Source organism: Microbacterium sp. PM5 (assembly GCF_003293595.1).
Taxonomy (GTDB): Bacteria; Actinomycetota; Actinomycetes; order Actinomycetales; family Microbacteriaceae; genus Microbacterium.
Genome location: NZ_CP022162.1, coordinates 651,737 through 663,590, shown reverse-complemented (window position 1 = coordinate 663,590; position 11,854 = coordinate 651,737). Strand labels below are relative to the sequence as shown.

Here is an 11,854-nt window from a genome sequence, read left to right as displayed (position 1 = left end):
ACCCCGTGTCGGACGGGGGCGGCTCAGCCGAGACCAGCGACGAGATTGATCACCGACGCCAGAATGACCGCGCCGAACAGATAGGCCAGCAGCGTCTGCGCGACGATGATCCGCCGGATCTCGTTCGCGGACACGTCTGTGTCGGACACCTGGTAGGTCATCCCCAAACCGACGGAGAAGTAGCCGAAGTCGGAGTACATCGGCGCATCGTCCTGATTGAAGTCGATCCCTCCCGCCTTCCCTGCGGCCACGCGCGCGTAGTAGACGCGGGCGTAACGCAGCATGTAGTCCACCTGGATGAGCGCCCATGAGCTGACCACCGCCGCGATCGCGACCCCTGCGACGAGGAAGGCGCGGGCGTGCCCGCCGCCGCCGCCCCCGACCAGCACCGCGACCACCCCGCCCAGGCTCGCGACGCTGCCGGCGAGTGCGATCAACCGTGCGACGGGGCGCCCCGGGTCGACGCTCGTCGTGTGCGAGCGCGTCTGATCGGCATTCATCGGCCACACCACGCTCAGCAGCCACACCACATTGATCGCTGCCACGACGGCCCAGCCGGCGAGAAGACCGACCGAGATCCCGGCGGCGATCGAGACGACGACCGCGACCACGACTCCGACGGCGAGGGAGAGGGGGCCGCGGACGGCCACCCGCGACGGATGACGGCGAGAACTCATGCCTCGATGCTCCCACCGCGACCGGGAATGCCGTGTCCGACCCTCCCGTTACAGTGAAGAGTTGCCCCGCCCGCCGGGAAAGCGTCCCGACGACACCCAGGAGCCCGATGACTTCTCCCGACACGACCACCGCGCCGGCCGCACCCGCTCAGGTCGGAGCCAAGGAGAATCGCGTCATCTGGCTGCTGCTGGCCGCCGCGTTCGTGGCGATCCTGAACGAGACGACGATGGGCGTCGCGATCCCGCACCTGATCGTCGACCTCGGCATCACCGCGGTGGCTGCGCAGTGGCTCACGACGGCGTTCATGCTGACGATGGCGGTCGTCATCCCCATCACCGGCTTCCTGCTGCGCCGCTTCACCACGCGAGCGATGTTCGCGACGGCGATGAGTCTGTTCTCGGCGGGTACCCTCATCGCGCTGGTCGCTCCGGGTTTCGAGGTGCTCGTCATCGCTCGTGTCGTCCAGGCGTCGGGGACGGCCATCATGATGCCGCTGCTCATGACGACACTCATGACCGTCGTTCCTGCGCACCTGCGGGGACGGATGATGGGCCGTGTCAGCGTCGTGATCTCACTCGCTCCCGCCATCGGACCCACCATGGCGGGTATCGTCCTCGACAATCTCACCTGGCGGTGGATCTTCGCGATCGTCCTTCCCATCGCACTGGTGGCCCTGGTCGTGGGCGTGCGCTGGATCCACAACCTGGGTGAGAGCACCCACACGCCGATCGACATCCTTTCCGTGGCGCTGTCCGCCGTCGGGTTCGGCGGTGTCGTCTTCGGGCTCAGCCAGATCGGCGGGCATGGCTCGGATCTCGCCGCCGCCGAGACGGCGACGACGACTCTCGTCATCGCGCTGGGCGTCGGCCTCGTCGCCCTCGGCCTGTTCGCCTGGCGTCAGCTGATCCTCCAGAAGCGCGATGAGGCGCTCCTGGATCTGCGGATCTTCCGCTCGAGCAACTTCTCCCTTTCGGTCGCGCATTTCGCGGTGATGTCGCTGGCATTCTTCGGGACGCTGACCGCTCTCCCGCTGTACCTGCAGAACACACTGGGGCTGTCGGCGAGTGCGTCCGGTCTCGTCGTCCTGCCGGGCGCACTGGCGATGGGTCTTCTCGGACCCGTCATCGGGCGCATCTACGATCGCTGGGGCACCCGCGTGCTTCTGCTTCCGGGCACCATCGTCGTGCTGACGATCCTGTGGAGCTTCACACTCCTCACCGAATCGACCCCCGTGTGGATCCTCGTCGTCACGCAGACGCTGTTGTCGATCGGACTGGCGATGTCGTTCACGCCCTTGTTCACGGCATCCTTGGGCTCGCTGGAGCCGCGGTTCTACTCCTACGGCAGCGCGATGGTCTCGACCATCCAGCAGGTCGCCGGTGCGGCCGGGATCGCCCTGCTGATCTCTGTGATGTCGTCTGTGGCTGCGGCGGCGGCGCAGAGCGGAGCGGCCGACGCGCCGGCCGGGGCAGCGGGTGCCCGAGCGGCCTTCCTGCTCGCGGCGATCATCGGGACGCCCCTGCTGATCAGCGCCGTCCTCATCCGCAAGCCGGATGATGCACCGGAGGGTGTCTCCGCGCACTGAGGAAACTCACGCCGACCGGCGCAGGCGCCGAGGGCGGAGGCCCGTCCGTCAGCCGATGCTGCAGGCCCCGCCACCGCAGCACGACGCGGAGGCGTCGACGCTCGCGTCCACGAGCGGCAGAAGCGTCGTGACGCCCTTCGCGCTCGAAGCGTCAGCGTCGACGGAGACCTCAGGCTGATTCGAAGTGGTCATGCGTCGATCTTACGTCGGTGTCAACCCCCGGGCGCGGCCGAGGCGGCATCCGTAGCGTCGATGACATGAGCACTCCCACGCAGACAGACGAACTCGCCGGCAAGACGGTGGCATTCATCGCGACGAACGGCTTCGAGGACAGCGAACTGACCGCCCCCTGGCAGGCGGTGACGGATGCCGGAGCCACGGCCGTCATGATCTCGCCCGCCCCTGGAGACATCGAGGGCAAGAATGGTCACCGCCAGCCTGTCGACAGGACGACGGCGCAGGCCGACGCCGCCGACTTCGACGCCCTGGTCCTGCCCGGGGGCGTCGTCAATGCCGACAACCTCCGCCTCGACGAGGCCGCGGTGCGGCTGGCTCGCGACTTCTTCGCGCAGGGCAAGCCCGTCGGCGCGATCTGCCACGCAGGCTGGCTGCTGGTCGAAGCCGGGGTGGTCGAGGGTCGTACGATGACGAGTTTCCCGAGCCTTCGCACCGACCTGACCAACGCGGGCGCGTCGTGGGTCGACGAGGACGTCGTCGTCGATGAAGGGTTCGTCTCCAGCCGCACGCCCGACGATCTGCCCGCCTTCACCGCGAAGCTCGTCGAGGAGATCGGCGAAGGCACACACGACGGCCAGACGGCCTGAAGCGGACGCTTTTCAGTCCCAGTCGAGGTAGTCCTCGATGAACCACGACGTCTCGCCGGGGTGGGTCAGTGGGAAGAAGTGGCCGGCGCCATCGACCGCCTTCACGCTGACCAGCCCCGGCGCGGTCTCACGTAGTGCCTCTCCGGCTTCGACCGGCGTGACGCGATCCGCGGTCCCCTGGACGATGAGGACGGGAGTGGCGTCCGCGACGGGCTGCCACGCCTCGGCAGCCGTCGCCGCGAGCGCGTCCGCCTGCACCCGGCGCACATCGGCCTGCGGCGAGAACGAGTCACCGAAGACGGCACGCACCTCCGCGTCGAAATCCTCACCGTACGGAGCGTCACGCGTCACACCCAGCAGCAGCACGCCGCTCACTCGTTCGTGATGGTCGATCGCGACGGTCCGCGCGACAGCGCCGCCGAATCCGTGCCCGCCGATCCATGCCTCCGAGATGCCCAGGTGCTCCAGGACGTCGACCACGTCCTGGGCGAGCTCGTGCAGCGTCTGCGCGTCGGAGCGTCGCGCGGCGATGCGCACCACCCGGAAGTCCTCTTCGACGAGGATGCTCGCCAGAGCGCCGAAGTAGGCGAAGTCCAGTCCGGCTTCGGGCAGCAGAACGATGGCGGGCCCGGTGCCTTCGTCGAGGTAGCTGATGTCGCGGACGTCGGCATCCAAGATCTGTCGCTGGTTCTCACTCACGATCCCCCATCCTAGGCGGCGAGTTTGCACGCACCCCGCGGACATGAGCATAGTTAGGTAAGCCATACCTCATCCGCACCCACCCTGAGGGTGCGGTCCGACGAAAGCGAAGCCCCATGCGCTCCCCCGCTCGACGATCTCTGCCCGCCCTCGCCGTCATGGTGACCGCCATCATCGCCTTCGGCGGATGTTCGTCGACAGCGGATGCTGCACCGGCGGCGACGACGGGCGGCACCCATGCCGTCGCGCACGCCCGCGGAATCACCGAGGTACCCGACGACCCGCAGCGCGTCGTGGTGCTGGAACCCGTCGAATTGGACACCGCGGTAGCGCTCGGCGTGACGCCCGTCGGCGCCGCCGTCGCGAGCAACGTGGCCGGCGTCCCCGCCTACCTCGGCGTCGATGGCGTCGCTCCGGTGGGGACGGTGCCCGAGCCCGACCTCGAGGCGATCGCGGCACTACGACCCGACCTGATCCTCGGAACAGAGTCGCGCCACTCGAAGCTGTACGACCAGTTGAGTTCCATTGCGCCGACGGTGTTCATGACCACCCAGTCCGACCCCTGGCAGCAGAACGCGATGCTGGTGGGCGAGGCGCTCGGAAAGACGGCCCAGACCACCGCGCTGTTGGCCGAATTCACCCAGCGATGCTCTTCCATCAAGGACGAGTTCGCCCTGGACGGCAAGACCGCGAACATGATCCGACCGCGCGACGAGACGACGCTGAGTCTGTACGGCCCGACATCCTTCGCCGGCAGCGCCCTCGAGTGCGTGGGGTTCACGATTCCCGCCCAGAACTGGAAGGACGGCCTGCAGGCGGACATCTCTCCGGAGAACATCCGCAACGCCGCCGCCGACTACCTCTTCGTCACCGCCGCCGATGTCGACGACCGGAGCCTGATCCCGGCGGCCATCGCTCAGAACGCCGACGCGTTCGGTTCCGTCACCCTCGTCGACACGAGCTATTGGGTGTCGGGCGTCGGCCCCAAGGGCGGTATGCGCGTGCTCGACGATGTCGAGCGTTTCCTGTCGACACGGTGACCGTCGTCGCGCCCCGGGGGCCTCGCACACCGGCGAGCCCCCCTGCCTTGCCCCGCCTGCCACGCGCGACGATTCACGCGTTCGCGCTGGTCGCGCTCCCCATCCTGCTGGCCGTGTCGGTGGCACTGTCGTTGATGATCGGCTCCCGTCCGCTGAACGCGGGCACGGTGCTCGATGTCCTCGCCGGCGGCGGCTCGCCGGATGTCCGCTACATCGTCGCAGAGTTGCGGGTGCCACGCACGGCCGCAGGGCTGATCGTCGGCGCCGCGCTCGGGACGGCAGGAGCTCTGATTCAGAGCTTCACACGCAATCCCCTCGCCGACCCCGGCATCCTCGGCGTCAACGCCGGCGCCGCGTTCGCGATCGCGATCGGCATCGCCGTCTTCGGGCTGCGAGACATCACCTCGCTGATCTGGTTGTCGTTCGCCGGCGCTCTGGTGGTGACCATCGGCGTCACCATCATCGGATCCTCCGGTCGGGGTCCCGCGGATCCCCTGCGTCTCACGCTCGCCGGTGTCGCGCTGGGAGCGGTCTTCGCGGGCGCGACGACGGGGATGACGCTGAGCGATCCCGACGCGTTCGATCGCATGAGAGCGTGGCACGCCGGCTCGCTGCTGGGTCGCGGCTTCGACGTCCTGCTCCCCCTCCTCCCCTTCGTCGCTGTCACCGTGGTCGGCGCGCTCTTTCTCGCTCGGGGGCTGAATGCCCTCGCTCTCGGCGATGACGTCGCGCGTGCGCAAGGCGCCTCGGTCGTCGGCATCCGTTTCGGTGTCGTCGCCGCGGTCACCGTCCTGGCGGGAGCGGCGACCGCCATCGCCGGACCGGTCTCGTTCGTCGGGCTCATGGTTCCGCACGTGGCACGGTGGATGTTCGGCATCGATCAGAGACGTATCCTGCTCGCCTCGATGATCCTCGCCCCTATCCTCGTCCTGCTGTCGGATGTGCTCGGACGTGTGCTCATCGCCCCCGCCGAGATCCCCGTCGGAGTGGTGACGGCGTTCGTCGGTGCACCCGTGCTGATCGCTCTCGCCCGTCGTCGCAGGGCGACCGCAGCATGAACGTGCCGGCGACACGAACACGTCCGGCGACGACGTCCGACCGGGGATATCGCCGCATCCCGATCGGGCGGCACCCGCACGTCGTGCACATCCGTCTTCGAGGCGCCCTGACGGGCGCGGCACTGGCAGCGGCGACCCTGACAGCGGCGGTCATCGCGCTCGGGCTCGGCTCGTACCCGCTGTCTCCGACAGCGGTCGTCGAGGTCATCGCGGGCGGCGGCCTTCCCCTGGATCGCACCGTCGTCTTCGAGTGGCGGCTGCCCCGCACGCTGGCCGCGATCGCTCTCGGGGCGTACCTCGCGATCGCGGGAGCGCTGTTCCAGACCGTCACCCGCAACCCCCTCGCCAGCCCCGACATCCTGGGGCTCTCGAACGGGGCGTTCACGGGGATGCTGGGGGCGATGCTGTTCATCTCCACGTCATGGACCGTCCTGGCGGCGGGCGCCGTCGTCGGCGGCCTGCTGACGGCGGGCATCATCGTGCTGCTGGCGGGTCGCGTTCGCAGCGACGGCTTTCGCATCATCGTGATCGGCATCGGCGTCGCCGCCATGCTCGCGTCAGCGAACACCTGGATGCTGCTGCAGATCGAGCTCGAGACCGCCATGTTCGCCTCCGCATGGGGAACGGGCTCGCTCAACGGCGTGACAGGGGCGGCGGTGGCCGGTGCAGCACTCTGCGGCATCCCTCTGCTGATCGCGCTCGCCCCCCTCGCGCCGGGCCCGCGCCAGCTGGACCTCGGCGACGATCTGGCGATCGCGACCGGCACGCGCCCGTCGATGATCCGCAGCGGCGCGCTGTTCATCGGGGTGCTGCTGGTCTCGATCGCCACAGCGGTGGTCGGTCCGATCGCCTTCATCGCCCTCGCGGCGCCCCAGATCGCGCGTCGGCTGGGTCGGACGCCCTACCTCTCCCTGCCGCTGTCCGCGCTCGTGGGCGCGGCGCTGCTGCTCGCCGCCGACATCATCGCCCAACACCTTCTGCCGGTGGCGCTGCCGGCCGGGGTCGTGACCGTGTCCGTCGGCGGTCTCTATCTCGTCCTCACCCTCATCCAGGAGATCCGCCGCCGTGTCTGAGCCCGTTCCCGACCTCGCCCCCCATGATCGACCTCGCGGCCATGCCCGCCTCGCGGCCGACGCGGTGTCGCTCGGCTACGACGAGGCGTCGATCATCACCCAGTTGACGACGCACATTCCCGATGGATCGTTCACGGTCATCATCGGACCGAATGCCTGCGGCAAGTCGACGCTTCTTCGAGGGCTGGCTCGACTGCTGCGCCCTTCGGCCGGGACCATCGTGCTCGACGGTGCCGACATCTCACGCCGCTCACCGAAAGAGGTCGCTCGACGCCTCGGTCTGCTGCCCCAAAGCGCGTCGGCCCCCGAGGGAATCACCGTCGCCGACCTCGTGGCGCGCGGTCGCTATCCCCATCTCAGACTTTGGCGTCAGTGGACGGATGCCGACGAAGCGGCGGTGCGTGAGGCGATGGCCGAAACCGGGATCAGCGCACTGTCGGGCCGTCGTGTCGACGAGCTCTCGGGCGGCCAACGCCAGCGCGTGTGGGTCGCGATGGTCCTCGCGCAGCAGACCGAGCTCTTGCTGCTCGATGAACCCACCACGTTCCTGGATGTCGCGCACCAGGTCGAGCTGATGGAGCTGTTCGCAGCGCTCAACCGTCGCGGTCGCACGATCGTCGCGGTACTGCACGACCTGAACCACGCGGCGCGCTACGCGGACCACATCATTGCGATGAGAGACGGACGGATCGCAGCGGAAGGCCCCCCGGCCGAGGTCATCACGGCCGAACGGGTGGAGGAGGTCTTCGACCTGCCCAACGTGGTGATCACCGATCCCGTCACGCGCGGACCGCTCGTCGTGCCACTCGGCGCCCGACACACCGCGGCGGGAGCACGGTGACCAGCGTACCCGCTCTGGCATCGGGCGACGTGCGGCCGTGGGAGTACAGTGCGTTTCCGGTGACCGTCGCCGCCGTGCGACGCGTGACCCCGAACTTCCAGCGCGTCACTCTGGCCGGTCCGACGCTCCGCCACTTCGCGCCGTGGGGACTCGATCAGCGCATCAAGCTCGTCCTCCCCCTGCCGGAAGTCGGCATCGTTGACGTCGGGTTGCGGAAGGTCCCGACGCCGCACCCGCGCGAGTGGTACACGCGTTGGAAGTCGCTTCCCGCCTCCCAGCGCAATCCGCTGCGGACCTACACGCCAGCCGCCATCCGTCCCGATGAGGCCGAGATCGATGTCGATGTGTTCCTGCACGAACCTGCGGGACCGGCCTCCCACTGGGCGATGACCTGCGCGCCCGGCGACGAGTTGATGGTGACGGGGCCCGATGCGCGCGCCGGATACACGGGTTACGGCATCCACTTCACTCCGCCCACACCGCCGACGCGGCTTCTGCTCGTCGGCGATGCGTCCGCGATCCCGGCGATGAGGAACATCGTCCAGACGCACCGCAACGCGACGCGCATCGAGGTCCTCGCCGAACTCGCCGACGCGGACGACCTCGGCGAGGGGGGTCTCGCAACGCTCACCACCGCGGTCGCGCCCGACGTCTCGCCCGGCTCCGCGCTTGAACGGCTCGTACGGGGCTGGGCGGATGCCGCGTCCGCACTGCTTCGCGACGACGCCACATCGTATGTGTGGATCGCCGGCGAGACCGGTGCCGTGGCCCGGATCCGTCGCCATCTCACCTCGGTCGGCGTTATCACGCCGAAGAGGGTCTCGTTCCTCGGCTACTGGAAGCACGGCGGCCCACTCGTGGACTGACCGGAGGCGACCACGAGTCGGGCCAGGATACCTAAGCTGAAGCAGTGACCTATCCGACCGCACGGTGGTGCCGCAGTCGACGCGGGAGCGCCCTCTGTACGCGACCGTCCGGACATGCGGGGCTGCACAACCGCGTCGGCACGTCGCAGATGTGGTCCGATAACGAGGCCGACGCCCCACGGTGCCCGGGGTCAGGCGTTCAGGCTGTCAGCGCGCCTCGCCTCTCAGACACTTCCTCCGCTGCCGGATTTCCCGACGGGCGGGCGCGATGCCTCGAGTGCGATGCTTTCGTGCCCCTCGTCGATGGCCGCATCGCTGTCCACGACCGATTCCGCGGCGCCGACGACGTCACCGAGTCCGCAGCGCGCGCAGAGTGGTTCAACACCTTCGGGTGGCAGTGACCGCCGAACGCGCCTCAGACGCCCAGCTTCTTCGCTGCTCGCTTGGCCGCCTTGTCCACGAGCTTCCGGGAACGCGCGCGGGCCTTCTTCAACGACGGGTCATCCCACAATTGCTTCGCCGCTGCACTGATCTCGCGGTACCGTGCACGACCCGCGCGGGCGCCCAGCACATAGCCGACGCCACCGGCGATCGCCGCGGTGAGCCAGAACTTCACTCCGGACATGGATCCTCCTCGAACGAAACGTACGATGAGGCTACGTTGCAGACCCTCGTGGTGCGGAGGGGTTGACAACCTCAGGACGGTCAGTGCCGATGCGACCTCACGGGCGGTGGAAGGGATCGGCGTAGAGACGCTCGGGCACGCGGAAACCGTAGATGGCGCGTCCGGTGGACCAGATTGCTGCGGCGCCGGCACGAACGAGATCGATCGGGCGCGATCCCTCCGACACGATGTGGATGTCGGCACCGTCGATGCGCACGGCCGCATCTCGCACCGAGGTGACATCTCCCCGCACGACGGTCTCGGGATACTCCTCGTGCAGCTCACGCAGGTCTCCGAGGATGAACGTGGGCCGCGACGTCGGCGGAGCGGCGAGCACGTGTTTCGGACGGTCGATCCCGGTCAGTACCAGCACCGAGGCGAGGCCGGCTGCCTGAGCGCCGGCGATGTCGGTGTCGAGCCGGTCGCCGATGAAGAGCGCCTTGTGCGCACCGAAGCGGTCGACCGCCTCATCGAAGATCGGACGCTCGGGCTTGCCGGCGACGACGGCAAGCCGGCCGACGGCCGTGTGCACGGCGGAAACGAGGGTGCCGTTGCCCGGCGCGATCCCACGTGCCTGGGGGATCGTCCAATCCGTGTTCGTCGCGATCCATGGGATGCCACCGGAATCCTCCGGTGTGGCCAGGGCGTATGCAGCCTCGGCGAGCTGCTCCCACCCCACCTGGGGTGCGAACCCCTGGACGACGGCAGCGGGCGCGTCGTCGGCGCTGCGGGTCACGACATAGCCCGCCTTCTCGATCTCGAACACGAGTCCGTCTCCCCCGACGACGAGGATCGTCGAACCCGGAGCTACCCGCCCACGTAGCAACCGCATCGCCGCCTGCGGACTGGTCACCACGTCTTCGGCACGTGTCGATGTCAGTCCGAGATCGCGGAGGTGCTCCGCCACGACGGCATCGCGGCGCGACGCGTTGTTGGTGATGTACCCCAGACGTCGCGAGGCGGCGGCGGCATTCAGACTGTCGACGGCATACGGGAGAGCGCCCGGACCGGCGTAGACGACCCCGTCGAGGTCTGCGAGCACCACATCGACACCGTCGAGCGGAGTCGGCGCCGTGCGCTTCGAGAACAGCGCCATCAGTCGGTCGCCTCCTCCACCGGAGAGGCGGCTTCCTCGATCTCGTCGATCTCGTCGACCTCGATCACCTCGAGATCAGCGTCGACAGCACCGAGGGCTTCAGCAGCAACCTCGGCGCGTCGCTGCCACTGCTGGGCCTCGTCGAGGCGCCCGAGCTCTTCGAGCACCGCGGCGCGGGCGGCAAACAGACCCGGACTCCACGAGAAGGCCCGATCGGGATCCAGCTCCGGAATGTCCAATTCGCTGAGTGCGCGTTCGGTCTCGCCGAGATCGAGCCGGGCGCCGGACATGGCGATCGCCAGCTCGACCCGGACGTCCGTCGTCAACGTGGAGCGATCAACCGCGCGCCCCACCTCGAGGGCGCGATCGGGCCGGCCGACCCCGCGCTCACTGTCGACGAGAAGAGCGATCTGGTCGTCACGGCCGGAGATGCGGCGATATGTGCGCAGTTCGCGCACGGCGAGAGCGAAGTCGCCCAGCGCGTACGCGGTGATCGCCACTGTCTCCCGCACGATGGCGATACGGCCGGCGCTACGGGATGCGGCGAGGGCGTGCGCGTGTGCGCGCTCGGGGTCATCGTCGATGAGGCGCGCCGCCATGGCCAGATGACGGGCGACCTGTTCGGCGTTCTCCTTCGACAGCGTCTTGAGCTCATTACGCGCGGACGCCGGCAGGTCCTGGGGTGTGACATCATCGGGCAGCTGCGGTGCCGCGGGACCGCTGCGACGGTCCGAACCCTGCGGCGGACGCGAGGTGCGAGCCGGAACACGCGACGTCCGGTCGCCATCACGCTTCACGTACGGCTTACGCTCACCATCGCGCGCCGCGTAGGGCTTACGCTCACCATCACGCTTCACGTACGGCTTACGCTCACCATCACGCTTCACGTACGGCTTACGCTCACCATCACGCTTCACGTACGGCTTACGCTCACCATCACGCTTCACGTACGGCTTACGCTCACCATCACGCGCCACGTACGGCTTACGCTCACCACCGCGCTGGCGCTGGTTGTCGGAGCGGGCCGCGCCCCGTGACGACCCAGCACGGTCGGTAAACCTCCGGCGGCGCTCGGGCGTCGCATCCGGGTTCTCGGGATCGCGATCCTGTGCCATCGAAGGAGTTCCTTTCAGTCGTGTTAACGGGAAATGGCCACCCAGCGTTGGGTGGCCATTTCCTGAAAAGAAGTCCGGCGGTGTCCTACTCTCCCACAGGGTCCCCCCTGCAGTACCATCGGCGCTGTGAGGCTTAGCTTCCGGGTTCGGAATGTGACCGGGCGTTTCCCTCACGCTATGGCCGCCGAAACACTATTGATGTTTCATCAAGCACACAACGATCAAAAATGATGTTTGTGTGTGTTCTCGACCGTACATCGAGAACCACTCAGTGGACGCAAGCACCAAAACGGTGTGTTATCAAGTCATCGGCTT

General features: G+C 68.3%; 13 protein-coding genes and 1 rRNA gene. 7 read left to right on the top strand and 7 right to left on the bottom strand.

Annotated elements, in window-relative coordinates; genetic code table 11:
- Positions 1–23 precede the first annotated feature (23 nt).
- Positions 24–677 carry a DUF1345 domain-containing protein gene (locus CEP17_RS03310; RefSeq protein WP_039415849.1) on the bottom strand — a complete coding sequence of 218 codons (654 nt, stop codon included), beginning with the start codon at positions 675–677 and terminating at the stop codon, positions 24–26.
- Between the two features lie 107 nt (positions 678–784).
- Between CEP17_RS03310 and CEP17_RS03305 the strand changes: the two genes are divergently transcribed.
- The gene (locus CEP17_RS03305; protein WP_112931261.1) at positions 785–2,263 is read left to right on the top strand and encodes an MDR family MFS transporter; all 1,479 of its coding nucleotides are present in this window, start codon (positions 785–787) and stop codon (positions 2,261–2,263) included.
- A gap of 48 nt (positions 2,264–2,311) precedes the next feature.
- Here the strand turns inward: CEP17_RS03305 and CEP17_RS15080 are convergent, their stop codons facing one another.
- Positions 2,312–2,455, bottom strand: a complete 144-nt coding sequence (locus CEP17_RS15080) for a hypothetical protein (protein WP_155947569.1) — start codon at positions 2,453–2,455, stop codon at positions 2,312–2,314.
- Between the two features lie 65 nt (positions 2,456–2,520).
- On the opposite strand from CEP17_RS15080, the gene CEP17_RS03300 reads away from it, so the two are divergent.
- Positions 2,521–3,087 carry a type 1 glutamine amidotransferase domain-containing protein gene (locus CEP17_RS03300; protein WP_005053760.1) on the top strand — a complete coding sequence of 189 codons (567 nt, stop codon included), beginning with the start codon at positions 2,521–2,523 and terminating at the stop codon, positions 3,085–3,087.
- Positions 3,088–3,099: 12 nt separating this feature from the next.
- Here the strand turns inward: CEP17_RS03300 and CEP17_RS03295 are convergent, their stop codons facing one another.
- Entirely contained in the window at positions 3,100–3,786 is a 687-nt protein-coding gene (locus tag CEP17_RS03295) for an alpha/beta hydrolase (protein ID WP_112931260.1), read from the bottom strand.
- A gap of 116 nt (positions 3,787–3,902) precedes the next feature.
- On the opposite strand from CEP17_RS03295, the gene CEP17_RS03290 reads away from it, so the two are divergent.
- The 5 genes from CEP17_RS03290 to CEP17_RS03270 are packed head-to-tail and all read left to right on the top strand — an operon-like array spanning position 3,903 to position 8,664.
- Positions 3,903–4,826: an iron-siderophore ABC transporter substrate-binding protein gene (locus CEP17_RS03290; protein ID WP_112931259.1), complete on the top strand. Its 924-nt coding sequence runs from the start codon at positions 3,903–3,905 to the stop codon at positions 4,824–4,826.
- 47 nt (positions 4,827–4,873) lie between these two features.
- Positions 4,874–5,884, top strand: coding sequence for an iron chelate uptake ABC transporter family permease subunit (locus CEP17_RS03285; RefSeq protein WP_239498574.1), 1,011 nt, complete (start codon positions 4,874–4,876; stop codon positions 5,882–5,884).
- A complete protein-coding gene (locus CEP17_RS03280; RefSeq protein WP_112931258.1) occupies positions 5,881–6,957 on the top strand; it encodes an iron chelate uptake ABC transporter family permease subunit in 1,077 nt (358 codons plus the stop codon). The genes CEP17_RS03285 and CEP17_RS03280 overlap by 4 nt, the downstream gene beginning before the upstream one ends.
- Positions 6,950–7,798, top strand: a complete 849-nt coding sequence (locus CEP17_RS03275) for an ABC transporter ATP-binding protein (RefSeq protein ID WP_112931257.1) — start codon at positions 6,950–6,952, stop codon at positions 7,796–7,798. Before CEP17_RS03280 ends, CEP17_RS03275 begins: the two co-directional genes overlap by 8 nt.
- Positions 7,795–8,664 (top strand): siderophore-interacting protein, encoded by an 870-nt coding sequence (locus tag CEP17_RS03270; protein WP_239498573.1) that lies wholly within the window; start codon positions 7,795–7,797, stop codon positions 8,662–8,664. The genes CEP17_RS03275 and CEP17_RS03270 overlap by 4 nt, the downstream gene beginning before the upstream one ends.
- Positions 8,665–9,079: 415 nt before the next feature.
- Here CEP17_RS03270 and CEP17_RS03260 read toward each other — a convergent pair whose 3' ends face one another.
- The 4 genes from CEP17_RS03260 to rrf all read right to left on the bottom strand — a co-directional run bounded on the left by CEP17_RS03260 (position 9,080) and on the right by rrf (position 11,728).
- A complete protein-coding gene (locus tag CEP17_RS03260) occupies positions 9,080–9,289 on the bottom strand; it encodes a hypothetical protein (RefSeq protein ID WP_112931256.1) in 210 nt (69 codons plus the stop codon).
- Positions 9,290–9,386: 97 nt separating this feature from the next.
- On the bottom strand, positions 9,387–10,424 hold the full coding sequence (locus CEP17_RS03255; RefSeq protein ID WP_112931255.1) for an HAD-IIA family hydrolase: 1,038 nt from the start codon (positions 10,422–10,424) through the stop codon (positions 9,387–9,389).
- Positions 10,424–11,539 carry a hypothetical protein gene (locus CEP17_RS15220; RefSeq protein WP_239498572.1) on the bottom strand — a complete coding sequence of 372 codons (1,116 nt, stop codon included), beginning with the start codon at positions 11,537–11,539 and terminating at the stop codon, positions 10,424–10,426. Before CEP17_RS15220 ends, CEP17_RS03255 begins: the two co-directional genes overlap by 1 nt.
- A gap of 72 nt (positions 11,540–11,611) precedes the next feature.
- Positions 11,612–11,728 (bottom strand): 5S ribosomal RNA (gene rrf / locus CEP17_RS03240).
- Between the last annotated feature and the right edge of the window lie 126 nt (positions 11,729–11,854).

Coding starts and splice junctions, on each gene's coding strand:
- CEP17_RS03310 (WP_039415849.1), bottom strand. CDS start 677: ATGAGTTCTCGCCGTCATCCGTCGCGGGTGGCCGTCCGCGGCCCCCTC.
- CEP17_RS03305 (WP_112931261.1), top strand. CDS start 785: ATGACTTCTCCCGACACGACCACCGCGCCGGCCGCACCCGCTCAGGTC.
- CEP17_RS15080 (WP_155947569.1), bottom strand. CDS start 2,455: ATGACCACTTCGAATCAGCCTGAGGTCTCCGTCGACGCTGACGCTTCG.
- CEP17_RS03300 (WP_005053760.1), top strand. CDS start 2,521: ATGAGCACTCCCACGCAGACAGACGAACTCGCCGGCAAGACGGTGGCA.
- CEP17_RS03290 (WP_112931259.1), top strand. CDS start 3,903: ATGCGCTCCCCCGCTCGACGATCTCTGCCCGCCCTCGCCGTCATGGTG.
- CEP17_RS03280 (WP_112931258.1), top strand. CDS start 5,881: ATGAACGTGCCGGCGACACGAACACGTCCGGCGACGACGTCCGACCGG.
- CEP17_RS03260 (WP_112931256.1), bottom strand. CDS start 9,289: ATGTCCGGAGTGAAGTTCTGGCTCACCGCGGCGATCGCCGGTGGCGTC.
- CEP17_RS03255 (WP_112931255.1), bottom strand. CDS start 10,424: ATGGCGCTGTTCTCGAAGCGCACGGCGCCGACTCCGCTCGACGGTGTC.
- CEP17_RS15220 (WP_239498572.1), bottom strand. CDS start 11,539: ATGGCACAGGATCGCGATCCCGAGAACCCGGATGCGACGCCCGAGCGC.